17 protein-coding genes are annotated in these 16,669 nt (G+C 42.7%); all 17 read left to right on the plus strand.

Annotated features, from left to right (window positions below):
- Positions 1-91 precede the first annotated feature (91 nt).
- The 17 genes from ppc (at position 92) to glmU (ending at position 16,645) form a co-directional block, all read left to right on the plus strand.
- Positions 92-2,890, plus strand: a complete 2,799-nt coding sequence (ppc, locus tag BM021_RS06265; RefSeq protein WP_090719981.1) for a phosphoenolpyruvate carboxylase — start codon at positions 92-94, stop codon at positions 2,888-2,890.
- Positions 2,891-2,941: 51 nt separating this feature from the next.
- The gene (locus BM021_RS06270) at positions 2,942-4,252 is read left to right on the plus strand and encodes a M16 family metallopeptidase (protein ID WP_090719984.1); all 1,311 of its coding nucleotides are present in this window, start codon (positions 2,942-2,944) and stop codon (positions 4,250-4,252) included.
- Between the two features lie 22 nt (positions 4,253-4,274).
- Positions 4,275-4,823 (plus strand): 16S rRNA (guanine(966)-N(2))-methyltransferase RsmD, encoded by a 549-nt coding sequence (gene rsmD, locus BM021_RS06275; protein ID WP_090719986.1) that lies wholly within the window; start codon positions 4,275-4,277, stop codon positions 4,821-4,823.
- On the plus strand, positions 4,823-5,302 hold the full coding sequence (gene coaD, locus BM021_RS06280; RefSeq protein ID WP_090719988.1) for a pantetheine-phosphate adenylyltransferase: 480 nt from the start codon (positions 4,823-4,825) through the stop codon (positions 5,300-5,302). Before rsmD ends, coaD begins: the two co-directional genes overlap by 1 nt.
- A gap of 15 nt (positions 5,303-5,317) precedes the next feature.
- A complete protein-coding gene (locus tag BM021_RS06285; protein ID WP_090719990.1) occupies positions 5,318-5,569 on the plus strand; it encodes a YfhL family 4Fe-4S dicluster ferredoxin in 252 nt (83 codons plus the stop codon).
- Between the two features lie 305 nt (positions 5,570-5,874).
- A complete protein-coding gene (locus BM021_RS06290; protein WP_090719992.1) occupies positions 5,875-6,918 on the plus strand; it encodes a type IV pilus twitching motility protein PilT in 1,044 nt (347 codons plus the stop codon).
- Between the two features lie 37 nt (positions 6,919-6,955).
- Positions 6,956-8,092, plus strand: coding sequence for a PilT/PilU family type 4a pilus ATPase (locus BM021_RS06295; protein ID WP_090719994.1), 1,137 nt, complete (start codon positions 6,956-6,958; stop codon positions 8,090-8,092).
- Between the two features lie 152 nt (positions 8,093-8,244).
- Positions 8,245-8,619 (plus strand): ATP synthase subunit I, encoded by a 375-nt coding sequence (locus BM021_RS06300; protein ID WP_090719996.1) that lies wholly within the window; start codon positions 8,245-8,247, stop codon positions 8,617-8,619.
- 28 nt (positions 8,620-8,647) lie between these two features.
- Entirely contained in the window at positions 8,648-9,457 is an 810-nt protein-coding gene (gene atpB, locus BM021_RS06305; RefSeq protein ID WP_090719998.1) for a F0F1 ATP synthase subunit A, read from the plus strand.
- 49 nt (positions 9,458-9,506) lie between these two features.
- Positions 9,507-9,779 carry a F0F1 ATP synthase subunit C gene (atpE, locus tag BM021_RS06310; protein ID WP_046848906.1) on the plus strand — a complete coding sequence of 91 codons (273 nt, stop codon included), beginning with the start codon at positions 9,507-9,509 and terminating at the stop codon, positions 9,777-9,779.
- Between the two features lie 40 nt (positions 9,780-9,819).
- Positions 9,820-10,293, plus strand: coding sequence for a F0F1 ATP synthase subunit B (locus BM021_RS06315; RefSeq protein ID WP_090720000.1), 474 nt, complete (start codon positions 9,820-9,822; stop codon positions 10,291-10,293).
- Positions 10,293-10,829, plus strand: coding sequence for a F0F1 ATP synthase subunit delta (locus BM021_RS06320; RefSeq protein ID WP_090720002.1), 537 nt, complete (start codon positions 10,293-10,295; stop codon positions 10,827-10,829). Before BM021_RS06315 ends, BM021_RS06320 begins: the two co-directional genes overlap by 1 nt.
- A gap of 12 nt (positions 10,830-10,841) precedes the next feature.
- The gene (gene atpA / locus BM021_RS06325) at positions 10,842-12,383 is read left to right on the plus strand and encodes a F0F1 ATP synthase subunit alpha (RefSeq protein ID WP_090720004.1); all 1,542 of its coding nucleotides are present in this window, start codon (positions 10,842-10,844) and stop codon (positions 12,381-12,383) included.
- Between the two features lie 3 nt (positions 12,384-12,386).
- On the plus strand, positions 12,387-13,271 hold the full coding sequence (gene atpG, locus BM021_RS06330; RefSeq protein ID WP_090720006.1) for a F0F1 ATP synthase subunit gamma: 885 nt from the start codon (positions 12,387-12,389) through the stop codon (positions 13,269-13,271).
- A gap of 27 nt (positions 13,272-13,298) precedes the next feature.
- Positions 13,299-14,678: a F0F1 ATP synthase subunit beta gene (gene atpD, locus BM021_RS06335; RefSeq protein WP_090720008.1), complete on the plus strand. Its 1,380-nt coding sequence runs from the start codon at positions 13,299-13,301 to the stop codon at positions 14,676-14,678.
- Positions 14,679-14,694: 16 nt separating this feature from the next.
- The gene (locus BM021_RS06340; RefSeq protein ID WP_090720010.1) at positions 14,695-15,117 is read left to right on the plus strand and encodes a F0F1 ATP synthase subunit epsilon; all 423 of its coding nucleotides are present in this window, start codon (positions 14,695-14,697) and stop codon (positions 15,115-15,117) included.
- Positions 15,118-15,274: 157 nt separating this feature from the next.
- Complete coding sequence (glmU, locus tag BM021_RS06345; protein ID WP_090720012.1) at positions 15,275-16,645, plus strand: bifunctional UDP-N-acetylglucosamine diphosphorylase/glucosamine-1-phosphate N-acetyltransferase GlmU; 1,371 nt, start codon at positions 15,275-15,277, stop codon at positions 16,643-16,645.
- Positions 16,646-16,669: the final 24 nt, after the last annotated feature.

The following is a 16,669-nucleotide window of genomic DNA, read 5'->3' on the forward strand; positions in this document are numbered from 1 at the left end:
CTTAAAAGCAATTATTTTAGCATGGTCGATACTGACTTGGCTTGTTACAAGTGCGTGTTGGATGCATTTTTAATCGTGAGTATGGACTGCAATGAACGCTGCTGATTCAGTGAAGAATGTTGCCAAAAATAAGTTGGTGCATGATAAAGATTTGCCATTGCGTGAAGATATTCGTTTTCTAGGGCGTATGTTGGGTGATACGTTACGTGAGCAGGAGGGAGATAACGCTTTTGAGCTGGTTGAAAATATACGCCAGACTGCAATTCGCTTTCATCGGGATCAAGATCCAACAGCACGCGATGAGCTCGATACGATACTCAACCAGTTAAGTGATAAAGACTCACTGCCTGTTGTTCGCGCATTCAGTTATTTTTCTTTACTTTCGAATATTGCTGAGGATGTTCATCATAACCGGCGCCGACGTGCGCACCTTCGTGCAGGATCTCCGCCTCAGGCGGGTAGTGTCACGCTAGCCTTGGAACGCGTGCTGGAGGGCAGGAAAGATGTTGCCGTTATTTTGGCTGACTTTTTTAATAGAGCGGTTATCTCGCCGGTTTTGACAGCGCATCCCACAGAAGTTCAACGAAGAAGTATTCTCGATTGTCAATTGACTATTGAACGTTTACTGAAAGAACGTGCACGTACTGAACTGACACCTAATGAAATGCGCCATAATGAGGAAGGCCTGCGCGCTACCATTCAAATTTTGTGGCAGACTCGCATGTTACGTCCAACCCGTCTGACTGTATATGATGAGATTGAAAATGGCTTGGCTTACTATAGTTATACTTTCCTGACGGAGATTCCTTATATCTATGCAAAAATAGAAGATTTGCTTGAGCGTCGTTTGGGTAACGATGCGCCGTATGTGACTTCTTTCTTGCGTATTGGTAGTTGGATTGGCGGTGATCGTGATGGTAATCCCTTTGTTACGCATGAAGCGATGCTGCATGCTGTCGAACGCCAGTCGTCGCTGGCTTTAGATTATTACCTGGGCGAGGTCAATAAAATCGGTCGTACAATGAGTTTCACTGAACGTTTGGTGAAAGTCAGCGATGAAGTAAGAGAATTGGCGATAGCTTCTCCGGACATTCCAAACCGTTCTGACGAGCCATACCGGCGAATCTTTCTCAGTATAGGAAGACGTCTGATTGCAACATGTCAGCATTTAGGTCATCCAATTACGCAACAGAATCCGACAGAGGCTGGGAAGCCTTATATGGATAGTACTGAGTTTTTGCATGATCTTGATGTAATTATCCATTCATTAAAACAGCATAAATCTTATTGGGTGGCGCGCGGCGAATTACGCAATCTGCGCCGTGCGGTTGATGTATTTGGCTTTCATCTGGCGCCATTGGACATGCGCCAGCACAGTAAAATACATGAACAAGTAGTGGCCGAGTTATTTGAGCATAACACACATCGTAAAGACTACTTACAATTAACTACCGACGAACGTATCAAATGGCTGCTGGCCGAGATCAGTCAATCGCACCCTTTACTGACTTCCTATACAGACTATTCCGAAACCGCGCAATCCGAGTTACGCATTTTACAATGCGCGGCAGAGATTCAGCGTCGGTTTGGGCGTGCCGCAATGCCCAATTACATCATTTCCATGACCACCGGTATTATCAATATCCTGGAAGTTGCATTGCTGTTGCAGCAAGTGGGCTTATTAGAAGCTGGCGATAGTCCTCAACTGCATCTTAACATTATTCCGTTATTTGAAACGATTGCAGATTTGCGCAGTTGTAGCCTTATTATGGATCAGTTATTTTCACTGCCTTATTATCGCAAGCTACTGAATTCTCGTGGTAATGTACAGGAAGTCATGCTTGGCTATTCCGACAGTAACAAAGATGGCGGTTTTATTACGTCTAATTGGGAGATTTATAAGGCTGAAATTGAACTCACTAAAATTTTTGCCAGGCATCAAGTAGGGTTACGCTTGTTTCACGGTCGTGGTGGTACCGTCGGGCGGGGTGGCGGTCCCAGTTACCAAAGTATCTTGGCGCAACCGCCAGGCAGTGTTAACGGTCAAATACGCGTAACAGAACAAGGTGAGGTCATCAGCAGCAAATATGCGGAACCTGAAATAGGGCGACGAAATCTTGAAACATTGGTGGCGGCGACAATGGAAGCAACGTTGCTGAGCCATGATTCGATTGGTGCAAATGCCGACCGTTATTATTCTGCGATGGAAAAGCTTGCGGCTGCTTCTTTTGCAGCTTATCGCAATTTGGTCTACGAAACCCCGGGATTCAAAAATTTCTTTCTGCAATCTACGCCTATTCGGGAAATGGCAGGATTGCATATAGGCAGTCGGCCGCCATCACGCAAAAATTCCGATGCGATTGAGGATTTGCGTGCAATACCTTGGGTGTTTAGCTGGAGCTTAAGCCGTATGATGTTGCCTGGTTGGTATGGTTTTGGCCATGCGGTAGAAGCTTTTGTTCAGCATGAGCATCAGGCTGGACAGGGATTGGAATTATTGCAGGAGATGTACAAGGAATGGCCCTTTATGCAAACATTATTATCCAATATGGATATGGTGCTGGCTAAGACGGACATGGGCATTGCTTCACGTTATGCAGAATTGGTTGATGACGTTGCGTTGCGTGAGCAGATTTTTGGACGTATTCAGGAAGAACGGGAAAGAAGCCAAAAATGGCTGTTTGCCGTAACTGGCCATACTGAGCTACTGCAAGATAATCCGACGTTAGCACGGAGTATTCGGAACAGAACGCCGTATATTGATCCGCTCAATCACCTGCAGGTGGAACTGCTGCGCCGTTACCGCTCTGGTGAGGATAGTGAGGAAGTGAAGCGTTCCATCCATCTTACAATCAATGGGGTGACAGCTGGGTTGCGCAATAGTGGTTAGTAAAAATATTATTTAATATTGCTCTTGAAGAGCGTGGGGGAGGAGGCTTTAGTGCAAATAAAGCGATTCATACTTATTCTATTCCTATTGTTTGGTTTTTGTTCTCAATGGGCGTGGGCTTTACTGCCAATCCAGCATTGGCAAACATCTTCCGGTGCTCGGGTTTATTTTGTCGAGAATCATGATCTGCCAATGCTCGATATCAGTTTAGAGTTTGCTGCAGGCAGTGGAATGGATATCCCCAGCAAGTCGGGTTGTGCCAATCTGGTCCGGCATTTGCTCAGTTTGGGTGCGGGAGGATTATCTGAGGATCAAATTACTACCGCATTAGCAGATGTTGGGGCGCAGTTACATAGTCATTTTGATCGAGATCGTGCCGGTATCGCTTTGCGCACCTTAAGTAGTGAACGAGAGCATAAGCAAGCATTAGATATACTGGCGCGCATCATTCAATATCCTGAGTTTCCTCAGGATGTATTGGCGCGCGAAAAGGCCAGGATTATCTTGAGCATCAAAGAATCAAGTACCAAACCTGATTACATTGTTGAGCGCGAATTGATGAAGATGCTCTATGGGAATCACCCCTATGGATTAAATGATGTGGGTGAGGTGGATACTGTGAATTTATTGCAGCGGGAAGATTTGCTGACTTTTTATCGATCTTACTATGTTGCCAAAAATGCAGTGATAGCCATTATTGGGGATGTGAGCCGGATTGGGGCAGAAGCAATTGCAGAATTTTTAACGATGAATTTGTCTTCTAACCAACAGGCCATTGCAATACCCACAGTGCAAACTCCAACAGCGGAAGTAAAAAAAATTGCTCATCCGGCAACCCAGAGTCATATTCAGTTGGCTTATCCAGGCTTACGCCGGGGTGATCCCGATTATTTTCCGCTTTTAGTTGGTAATCATATATTGGGCGGCGGAGGATTCATCTCGCGCTTGATGGAAGAAGTCCGTCAACAACGGGGTCTGGCTTATAGTGTGCACAGTTTCTTTTCCCCCTATAAAGAACAAGGACCTTTCCAAATAGGCTTGCAGACAAAAAAGGAGCAGTCAGAAGAAGCGCTTGTGCTGACCCAGAAAGTTCTCAAGGATTTCGTTAGCGGCGGTCCGACTGAAGAAGAACTGGTGGCTGCCAAGCAAAATATTATTGGTGGTTTTCCGCTGCGAATTGATAGTAACAGCAAAATATTGAGTTTTCTTTCCCTGATTGGTTTTTATAAATTACCGCTTACTTATTTAACGGACTATTTGATCGCTGTTGAAGCAGTAACCACTGAACAAATCCGGCAAGCATTTCAGCGAAGGATTAAACCGGACGGAATGGTGACTGTTGTTGTGGGTGCGGCGGAATAAAACAAAAATAACTTGTAAATGCATGACCATAGGCCAGGGAAAAGTCCGTATCATTGGCGGTCATTGGCGTAGTCGCCAAATAGTCTTTCCGGATCAACCTGATTTAAGGCCTACTTCGGATAGGATACGAGAAACAGTGTTTAACTGGTTGGGGCAACATTTGGATGGCTTAAGCTGTCTTGATTTATTTGCAGGGAGTGGGGCGCTGGGCTTTGAGGCTGCATCTCGTGGCGCGGGGCAAGTAGTGATGGTGGAAGCAGATGCCAGAGCTTATAAGGCATTACTTGAAAACAAGAAAAAATTGCAGGCAATGCAGGTTGAACTAGTTCTGAGGGATGCGTTGAGTTTCATGCATGCTGATGCGCGGAAATTTGATGTGATTTTTCTTGATCCACCTTATCGCCTCGGATTATTACCAGAATTATTGCTATTGTTACCATCTCATCTTGCAAAAAATGGACTGGTATATACTGAGACGAAAGGTGTCTGGGTTCCAGATAAAAAGTGGCAGGCAAAGCGCAGCGGAAAGGCCGGTGAAGTATATTACCAGCTTTTGGAGATAAGGAATTAATGGATAAGGTGATTTACCCTGGCACATTTGATCCGATCACGCGTGGGCATGAAGATCTTGTTCGACGAGCTTCGCGTTTGTTTGATCAAGTTGTGGTAGCGGTGGCTGTGAGTAGCGGTAAGAAACCATTCTTTACTTTAGACGAAAGAGTGGAACTAGCACAAAAAGTCTTGGCAGATTGTCAGAATGTTAAAATTATGTCGTTTTCTGGTTTATTAATGGATTTCCTGAGACAACAGAATGCGCGAATTATTTTACGTGGATTACGTGCTGCATCTGATTTTGAGTATGAGTTTCAGATGGCAGGTATGAATCGTGGGATGTATCCTGATGTGGAAACCTTATTCATGACGCCATCAGAACAATATATGTTTATTTCCGCAACCATTGTGCGTGAGATTGCATCCCTTAGTGGTAATGTGGATGCTTTTGTACATCCTTTGGTAGCACAGAAATTGCGCGAAAAAATAACAAAATAATTTTGAGAGTATTCAATGGCATTAATTATTACTGACGAATGTATTAACTGTGATGTTTGTGAACCTGAATGCCCGAACGGTGCCATTTCGCAGGGTGAAGAAATTTATGAGATAAATGCGAACTTATGTACGGAATGTGTCGGGCATTATCATGAGCCACAATGTGTGGAAGTGTGTCCGGTCGATTGTATCGTTACTAATCCTGATAGGATTGAGAGTAAGGAGCAGTTACAAGCAAAGTATCAGTCATTGATTGCTGCTAAATAAATGAGCTTTTCTAGCCATAAAACGCCCCATCATCTTATTGCCGTAGGGATTCCATTAAGATTAATCATCGTGATCGCTAAACGATACAGTGATGCTTTGAAATTATTTTCCTGAAAATAAGCCATTATTTAATAAAAGCAATTTTCAATTGCTTACTACTGCGTAATTTTATAGTCAGTTTTCCTCAATTTTCATATGTTCGTCCCGTTAATAAGCAGGCTAACTCAGAGGTTTATTGCCTAAAATTGTGACGTTTTTCCGAACAATTGGTATTCCTGTTTCGCATTGTCACAAAAGGACATCCAATGAATATATTAGAGCTGCTTGCTTTCGTCGTTAAAAACAGTGCCTCAGATTTGCATTTATCTGCAGGTATGCCGCCAATGATCCGAGTACATGGCGAGATTCGGCGTATTAATCTGCCCGAGATGAATCACAAAGAAGTACACAATATGGTGTACGATATCATGAATGACAGCCAGCGAAAATCTTATGAAGAACATTTGGAATGTGATTTTTCGTTTGCTGTTCCAAATCTTGCACGTTTTCGCGTTAATGCGTTCAATACACAACGTGGCGCTGCAGCTGTCATGCGAACGATTCCATCAAAGGTTTTGAGTTTAGAAGATATCAAAGCTCCCAAAATATTTGCTGAAATTGCTAAGCAACCGCGCGGTGTGGTTTTGGTCACAGGTCCGACGGGTTCCGGAAAATCTACCACGTTGGCGGCCATGATTAATGACATTAACGAAAATGACTATGGTCACATTCTGACTCTCGAAGATCCCATAGAGTTTGTGCATGAGAGTAAAAAATGCTTAATTAATCAGCGCGAAGTCGGACGAGATACCTTAAGTTTTTCTAATGCATTACGCTCAGCATTACGTGAAGATCCTGACATCATTCTGGTGGGTGAAATGCGCGATCTTGAAACTATACGGTTGGCAATGACTGCTGCAGAAACAGGGCATCTGGTTTTCGGTACGTTGCATACCAGCTCTGCTGCCAAGACTATTGACCGTATCATTGATGTCTTTCCAGCAGAAGAAAAAGAAATGATTCGTGCGATGTTATCTGAATCATTACGCGCTGTTATTTCACAGGCTCTTTTAAAAACAAAAGATGGCAAGGGCCGTGTAGCCGCCCATGAAATCATGATCGGTACACCAGCAATTCGTAATCTGATACGGGAAGCTAAAGTTGCGCAAATGTACTCGGCAATTCAAACGGGGCAGAACGTGGGCATGCAAACATTGGACCAGAATTTAATAGACTTGGTGAAGCGCAATGTGATTTCTATGGCCGAGGCGCGAAGCAAGGCGATGAATAAAGATAACTTCAAGATTTGAAAATTGTTTAGATTGATCAGAATTCTAGGGATATGCTATGGATAAAGAACAAGCAACCAAATTTATGCTAGATCTGCTACGTCTGATGCTTGGCAAAAAGGCTTCGGATTTGTTCATTACGGCTGGATTTCCACCTGCATTCAAAATTGATGGAAAAATGACACCAGTTTCTCAGCAGCCATTATCTGCACAACACACCGAAATACTGGCCAGAGCCATTATGAATGACAAACAAGCGGCTGAGTTCGAGACAACCAAGGAGTGTAATTTCGCAATTAATCCTGCCGGGATAGGGCGTTTCCGAGTGAATACTTTTGTGCAGCAGCAACGCGTTGGTATCGTGTTGCGTACGATTACAAGCAAGATTCCTGAGTTTGATGATTTAGGCTTGCCTCCGGTGCTCAAAGAAGTGGTAATGAGTAAGCGTGGTCTGGTGATTTTTGTAGGTGGCACCGGTTCGGGAAAATCCACATCCATGGCGGCACTTATCGGCCATCGTAATAAAAATAGCTATGGTCATATTATTACTATTGAAGATCCGGTGGAATATGTGCATGAACACATCCATTGTGTGATCACTCAACGTGAGGTGGGTGTTGATACTGAGTCATGGGAAGCAGCCTTGAAAAATACATTGCGGCAAGCCCCTGATGTGATTCTGATCGGTGAAATACGGGATCGTGAAACGATGGAGCATGCAATTGCGTTTGCTGAAACCGGTCATCTGTGTATGGGTACTTTGCATGCCAATAGTGCGAATCAGGCGCTCGACCGTATTATTAATTTTTTTCCAGAAGAGCGACGTACTCAGCTGTTAATGGATTTATCGTTGAATTTAAGGGCGCTCGTGGCACAACGATTGATACCTGCAAAAAATGAAAAGGGACGGGTGGCTGCGATCGAAGTGCTGCTGAATTCTCCACTCATCGCTGATCTAATTTTTAAGGGAAATGTTCACGAAATTAAAGAAATAATGAAAAAATCCCGTGAAATGGGGATGCAGACATTTGATACCGCATTATTTGAGCTTTATGAAGCGGGAAAAATTAGCTATGAAGATGCATTGCGGAATGCTGATTCCATGAATGAGCTTCGTTTGCAGATAAAACTCGGCAGCGCTGAGGCGAAGGATAAAAATTTTACTTCTAGCATAGAACATCTAACAATAACGTAAATGTAATACGCAGTGAATAAGATCACAAGACGGTTAATTCAGAAGGATCGCTTTGGGAATTCCGTGCACATTGACTGAATAAGTTAATTAGTTTAGCATACGGCCTTTTTTAAGTGCAGATAACGCTGTCTGTTCCAAGGATAGAATAGAGGATGTCTTGGATAAGAAATAGACCGCTTGGTATTGTGCTACGAGTGCAATTATTTCTCACTTTGGCTGTGATGAGTGTTGTTGTTGTTTTATCTGATTTGCATAGCGCAATATCAGCGATGCTGGGAGGAATGGTTAGTCTGATATCTTCCGCGGTGTTTGCAATAATTATCTCGCATCATAAAGGTTATACAGCTGGTGAGGCGATTAGGACTGCTGTAAGGGCTGAGCTTATCAAGATAAGCCTAATTGTGATTCTGTTGTGGATAGTGTTCAAGAATTTTGAAGGTATTAATGTATTTGCGTTTATTGGTACATTTATTCTCACTGTATTGGCTCATAGTATGGCGTTGTTTGTATCGGATAATATAAAGTAAGATAAATTAAATAAAAAGCAGGCAACGCATGGCATCAGACACAGAATTAACTCCAACATCGTATATAGATCATCATTTAACCAACCTAACGACGCAAGTCGGGGATGGTTCGTTCTGGGTTTTGCATATTGATACGCTGATTACCTCTATCATCCTTGGTGTTATAAGCTTTGGATTTATTTGGCTAGTGGTACGTAAAGCAACACCAGGGGTGCCATCCAGACGCCAAGCATTTGTTGAACTTACGATCGAATTTATCGATAAAGAAGTAAAAAATACATTTCATGGAAATCGTCATAAATTTGTAGCACCTACTGCGCTAACAGTTTTTGTGTGGGTTTTGATGATGAATGCCATGGATATTTTGCCAATTGATATTATGGCTTGGATTTATGAGCGCGTCTTTGGGCTGCATAACTGGCGGACGGTACCAACGACTGATGTGAATACAACCTTTGCATTGGCATTGTCAGTTTGGTTTCTGATGATATTTTTCAACCTAAAGGTCAAAGGGGTCGGTGGTTGGGCGTATGAACTTTTTTGTACACCCTTTGGAAAAAATCCTCTTCTTTGGGTGCTGAATTTATTATTTAACTTCATTGAATACGTATCCAAACCATTGTCACACTCACTGCGCCTGTTCGGAAATATCTATGCGGGTGAAATAATTTTCTTATTGCTCGGAATGTGGGCTGCAACCGGAATAAGTGGTTCTTTCTTTGGTGCGATTTTGGGGGCGGGGTGGGCGATATTTCATATTCTGATTGTTACTCTGCAAGCATTTATTTTTATGATGCTGACAGTTGTCTATATATCAATGGCGCATGAATCGCATTAGTCTAAAAGTTTTATTTCGTAAATCATTAATCTTATAAAAGGAACTTAAAATGGAGAATTTGCAGTTTTTGGCGATGATTCAAGCATATACCGGTATAGGTATCGGTTTGATGATCGGTCTTGGTGCGGCAGGTGCATGTATCGGTGTGGGTGTGATGTGCAGTCGTTTTCTGGAAGGTGCAGCACGTCAGCCTGAAATGATACCGACTTTGCAAGGCAAAGTGTTTCTTTTGCTGGGTTTAACGGATGCATCGTTTATTATTGCTGTGGGTCTGGCAATGCTGTTTGCGTTCGGTAATCCTTTGCTGGCAGTGATTCAATAATAATGTTATGGCTGTATAGATTAAATATTATGGGCTTGTCATGAATATTAACTTTACTTTAATTTCTCAGGCGATAGCCTTCTCAATATTCATCTGGTTTACTGTTAAATATGTATGGCCGCCCTTGTTGCGTGCAATCGAGGAACGTCAAAAAACAATTGCTGATGGATTAGCTGCGGGAGAGAGAGGACGTCATGAATTGGAATTGGCAAGCCAACGCTCATCGGATGTGCTAAAGGAAGCAAAGCAGCGAGCTTCAGAAATAATTTTGCAAGCAGAGAAAAGGGCTACAGAAATTGTTGAGGAAGCAAAAAAATTAGCAAAAGAAGAAGGCGATCGGATGATTGCAGTTGCAAAAGCAGATATCGCACATGAAATGTTTAGTGCGAAAGAAGCTTTGCGGCAGCATGTTGCTGAACTAGCGGTTGCGGGAGCTGCGAAAATACTCCGTCGCGAGGTGGATGCGAAAGCGCATGCAGATCTACTTGATTCTATACAGGAAGATCTAAAATAATGACTGAGGCGATTACTGTTGCAAGACCGTATGCAGATGCGGTTTATAAGCTTGCTATGAAAAGTAATGGCTTATCTCAATGGTCAAAAACATTACAGCTTGCGGCAGAGATCGTTGAAGATGAGCGTGTTAAGTCACTGATTGGTAATCCGATGGTTTCTACGAAACAGCTAAGTGAGATATTTTTAGAGATTGGCAAAAATAAATTCAGTGCTGAGGCTCACAATCTTATTATGTTGTTGGCAGAAAATAAGCGTATATCCGTACTGCCTGAGATCAGTCAACTGTTTGAATATTTAAAAGCGCAGCATGAAGGCGTTTTAGAAGCAAAAATTACCAGCGCATTTGAAATAGAAAGTAGACAACTAAAAAAATTAGTTGATGATCTTGAGCAAAAATTTAAACGTAAGATAGAAGCTCAGGTAAGTGTTGATCCGGAATTGATAGGTGGGATTAAAGTTGAGATTGGTGATGAAATTCTTGACGTTTCAGTTCGCGGTAAACTTGAATCCATGGCTGTTGCCCTTAAAAGCTAGGAGTTAAATGAAATGCAGTTAAATCCATCCGAAATCAGTGAACTGATTAAAAAAAGGATAGAAGGACTTGCTGATACAGCAGAAGTTCGTACTCAAGGAACTATCGTATCTGTTACAGATGGTATTGTTCGTATTCACGGCTTATCTGATGTGATGCAAGGTGAAATGTTGGAATTTCCAGGCAATACATTTGGTCTGGCACTGAATCTTGAGCGTGATTCAGTAGGTGCAGTTATCATGGGTGCTTATGAGCATATTCGCGAAGGTGATACTGTCAAATGTACTGGACGCATTCTGGAAGTGCCTGTTGGTGAAGGCTTGCTGGGGCGGGTTGTCAATGCACTAGGACAGCCTGTAGATGGCAAAGGTCCAATCACCGCAGCGCGGTCGGAGCCTATAGAAAAAATTGCTCCAGGTGTTATTTGGAGGCAGTCAGTGGATCAACCTGTTCAAACAGGGCTGAAATCAGTAGATTCGATGGTACCAATCGGACGTGGTCAGCGTGAGCTGATTATTGGAGACCGACAAACAGGAAAAACTGCAGTTGCCATTGATGCCATTATTAATCAAAAAGGCCAAAACATGCTGTGTATTTATGTTGCGGTCGGACAAAAGGCTTCATCGATAGCAAATGTAGTACGTAAACTGGAAGAGCATGGCGCAATGGAGTATACCATTGTGGTAGCTGCAACCGCTTCCGAATCAGCAGCGATGCAATTTATCTCACCTTATTCCGGTTGTACCATGGGTGAATATTTTCGCGATAAGGGTCAAGATGCTCTGATTGTTTATGATGACCTAACAAAACAAGCATGGGCTTACAGGCAGATTTCATTGTTATTGAGACGTCCACCAGGTCGGGAAGCTTATCCTGGTGATGTGTTCTATTTGCATTCACGATTGTTGGAAAGAGCGGCTAGGGTCAGTGCGGCTTATGTAGAAAAGGCTACAGATGGAGCAGTAAAAGGTAAGACGGGATCACTGACAGCTTTGCCAATCATTGAGACACAGGCTGGTGACGTGACTGCTTTCGTGCCGACCAATGTGATTTCAATTACAGACGGGCAGATATTTTTGGAAACAGATTTGTTTAATGCAGGTATTCGTCCAGCTATTAATGCAGGTGTATCAGTATCGCGTGTAGGTGGTGCAGCGCAAACAAAAGTGATCAAAAAATTAGGCGGGGGCATTCGCTTGGCGTTAGCTCAGTATCGGGAACTGGCTGCATTCGCTCAGTTTGCATCTGATCTGGATGAGGCAACACGGAAGCAGTTAGAGCGCGGAAAGATGGCAACTGAGCTAATGAAGCAACCGCAATATGCCACGTTAAGTGTTTCTGAAATGGCCCTCACTTTGTTTACGATTAACAATGGATACTATGATGATGTCGAAGTTAAACGAGCGCTGGCATTTGAGTCTGCTTTAAAAAACTATATACGCAGTCAGCATAGTGCAATTCTTGAGAAAATTGAAAAAAATAAAGAACTCGATGCTGAAACAGAAAAAGAATTGGCAGCGGCAATTCAAGAATTCAAGCAAAACGGAACATACTAAGCAATGGCCGGCAGTAGAGAAATACGTAATAAAATAAAGAGCGTAAAGAATACGCAAAAGATTACACGTGCCATGGAAATGGTGGCGGCATCTAAAATGCGTAAGGCTCAAGATCGTATGAAAAAAGCTAGACCTTACGGTGAAAAAATACGTAATGTTGCTGCGCATATGAGCAGAGCAAATACAGAATATCATCATCCGTTTTTGATCGAAAGAGATACTGTTAAACGTGTTGGTATTATTGTTGTGACCTCTGACAAAGGGCTTTGTGGTGGATTAAACACCAATGTTTTGCGCAAAGCGCTTAATCAAATGAAGGCTTGGCAAGCAGAAGGTGAGCAAATAGAAGTGTGCTGCATAGGCAACAAGGGGTTAGGTTTTATGAGTCGGATAAGCGCCAATGTGACTTCACAGGTCGTGGGGCTTGGCGATACACCCGATATGGCGAAGCTCATTGGTGCAGTTAAGGTAGTATTGGATGGTTATACGCAGGATCGATTCGATCGAGTATATATTTTTTATAATCGCTTTATAAACACCATGAAGCAAGAACCTGTGATGGAGCAGTTGCTTCCTCTGACAGATGAGCGCATTCGTGGCAGTGAGCAAGATAATGATAAACCAAAAGTACCATGGGATTACATCTATGAGCCGGAAGCAAGGCCTGTTATAGATGATATCATGATACGTTATGTAGAAGCATTGATATATCAAGCCGTTGCTGAAAATATGGCATCTGAGCAATCCGCAAGGATGGTGGCTATGAAAGCTGCATCTGATAATGCAGGGAATGTCATCGATGAATTAACGTTGATTTACAATAAATCTCGACAAGCGGCAATTACCAAGGAATTGTCCGAGATCGTCGGGGGTGCTGCGGCTGTTTAAAACATTTTTAGTATTTAGGGAACAACAATGAGTGAAGGAAAAATTGTTCAGTGTATTGGTGCAGTAATTGATGTGGAATTCTCACGTGAATCAATCCCCAAAGTCTATGATGCATTAGTAATGGAAGGCGCCGAACTTACATTGGAAGTGCAACAACAATTGGGTGATGGTGTGGTGCGTACCATTGCACTTGGATCTTCTGAAGGTCTGCGTCGCGGAATGAGAGTTAGAAATACCGGTAAACAGATTACTGTTCCTGTTGGAACTAAGACATTAGGTCGTATTATGGATGTTTTAGGCCGTCCCATCGATGAAATGGGTGAAATTGGCGCAGAACAAAGCATGTCTATTCATCGCGAAGCACCCGAGTTTGATGAATTGTCAGCATCTACTGAGTTATTGGAAACCGGCATCAAGGTGATCGATCTGATCTGTCCCTTTGCAAAAGGCGGTAAAGTTGGATTGTTTGGCGGTGCAGGTGTTGGTAAGACAGTGAATATGATGGAGTTGATTCGTAATATTGCGATTGAGCACAGTGGGTATTCAGTATTTGCAGGTGTTGGTGAACGTACCCGCGAAGGGAATGACTTCTACCATGAAATGAAAGAATCTAAAGTTCTTGATAAAGTTGCATTGGTATATGGGCAGATGAATGAGCCGCCCGGTAATCGCTTAAGAGTGGCATTGACAGGTTTGACGATGGCAGAATCGTTCCGTGATGAAGGTCGCGATGTATTATTTTTTGTTGATAATATTTATCGCTATACACTAGCAGGTACCGAGGTTTCAGCATTATTGGGCCGTATGCCATCAGCTGTGGGCTATCAACCGACGTTGGCTGAGGAGATGGGACGACTGCAAGAGCGCATTACCTCAACAAAGACAGGTTCTATTACATCCATACAAGCTGTTTATGTACCAGCTGATGACTTGACTGATCCATCCCCAGCCACAACCTTTGGGCACTTGGATGCAACCGTTGTATTATCTCGTGATATTGCTTCTTTAGGTATCTATCCGGCGGTGGATCCCTTGGATTCAACCTCGCGCCAGCTTGATCCACAAGTTGTGGGTGAAGATCACTACAATACTGCACGGGCCGTACAGCAGACATTACAGCGCTATAAGGAATTAAGAGATATCATTGCTATTTTGGGCATGGATGAATTGTCACCCGAAGATAAATTGGCAGTTAGTCGGGCACGTAAAATTCAACGATTCTTATCACAACCATTTAATGTGGCCGAGGTCTTTACGGGATCTCCAGGAAAATATGTATCTCTTAAAGATACTATTAAAGGTTTCAGGGGTATTGTGGAAGGTGAATATGATGAGCTGCCGGAACAAGCATTCTATATGGTCGGAAGCATCGAAGAAGCTGTAGAAAAGGCTAAAACAATTCAATAACTTAGAGATAATTTTGATGGGTATCACTTTTCATCTTGATATCGTTAGTGCCGAGGAATCTATTTATTCTGGCCCGGTAGAATTTTTAGTTGCGCCTGCTCAAATGGGTGAAGTAGGTATTTATCCGCATCATACGCCCATGTTGACAAGAATCAAATCGGGAATGGTGCGCATCAAAGCGCAATTAAAAGAAGAAGAACTTGTCTATGTATCGGGAGGTATGCTTGAAGTTCAACCCGATATTGTTACCATACTGGCTGATACCGCAGTACGTAGTCATGATCTTGATGAAGCAAAGGCCTTGGAAGCGAAACGCGCAGCGGAAGAAGCAATGAAAAATCGTGAATCTGAATTGGATTATGCAAAAGCACAAGCTGAATTAATGGAAGCCATGGCACAATTGGCTGCGATTGATAAGCTAAGAAAACGTAAACATTGATTATTATATTTCTAGTAAAAAAGGCGACATATGTCGCCTTTTTTATGCCTGTAATTCTAAGCTAACTGCATTAAAATTTCACTTTGGAAGCTTGAGATACTTGATGTATGGTTCTGAATTTTACCGAATCATTGAAATTTAAGAAAGGCGCAATATCATGTCAAAGCTTAATGTCGTAATACTTGCAGCAGGTGCTGGAAAACGCATGCAATCTTCTCTTCCTAAAGTGTTACATACTTTAGCAGGCAATCCGCTGCTCCTGCATGTAGTCAATACAGCTAGGCTATTGTTACCTCATAAGATCTGCATTGTCATCGGCCATGGAGGGGAAATGGTTAAACAATTGATCACTGGCGATGATCTCGATTGGATCATGCAGGAGCAGCAGCTAGGAACAGGACATGCGTTAATGCAAGCGCAACCTCATCTTGATAAGGATGGTTTGACGCTTATCTTGTATGGAGATGTTCCTCTTATAAACCTGGATACACTTCAGAAATTAATCATTACAGCGCAAGGAAAATATTGTGCATTGCTAACGGCAGTGGTAGAGGACCCAGACGGTTATGGTAGGATTGTGCGTGATCCAGAAACAAAAGCAATCACGGCCATTGTTGAACAAAAAGATGCCAGCACTGAGCAGCAAAGCATACATGAGATTAATACCGGAATCATGCTCGTTCCTAATATTCATCTGCACGAGTGGTTACCCAAACTTGAGAATAAGAATGCCCAGCATGAGTATTATTTGACAGATATAATCGCAATAGCAGGCAGGCAAAATGTTCCTGTTACATCCTCACAATCTACAAACCTTTGGGAGGTGATGGGTGTTAATAATAAACGTCAACTGGCCGAGCTTGAGCGTATTTATCAAAAGGAACAGGCAAATAAATTGCTTGATCAGGGAGTCAGTCTGGCAGATCCAGCGCGAATTGATGTACGTGGAGAGCTTGTTTGTGAAGCTGATGTTAAGATTGATGTTAACTGTGTTTTCGAAGGAATTGTTAGACTGAGTGATCGTGTGCAAGTCGGTGCAAATTGCATATTAAAGAATGTAACTGTAGCAGCAGATACTACTATTTCACCTTATAGCTTAATTGAAGATACAGAAATAGGTGAAAATTGTAAGATAGGTCCCTATGCGCGCATTCGTCCCGGTACTAGGCTTTCCAACAAGGTTCATATTGGTAATTTTGTCGAAGTTAAAAATAGCCGCATAGCATTAGGCAGTAAAGCTAATCATTTAAGTTATATTGGTGATTCTATAGTTGGAGAAAATGTCAATATCGGTGCGGGAACAATCACATGCAATTATGATGGCGCGAATAAGCACCAGACAATTATAGAAGATGATGTATTTATTGGATCTGATACACAACTTATTGCGCCGGTTAAAATTGCTAAAGGTTCAACAATCGGCGCCGGATCAACGATTACAAGAGATACCCCAGGGGATGCTTTGACTCTGACGAGAGTTAAACAAGTCAGTTTCTCGGAATGGAAGCGTCCAACGAAGTCAAAATAATAGTGTATGACATATTTGTTTTTC

Origin of the sequence: Nitrosomonas sp. Nm166 (genome assembly GCF_900112825.1) — a bacterium.
Lineage (GTDB): Bacteria > Pseudomonadota > Gammaproteobacteria > Burkholderiales > Nitrosomonadaceae > Nitrosomonas.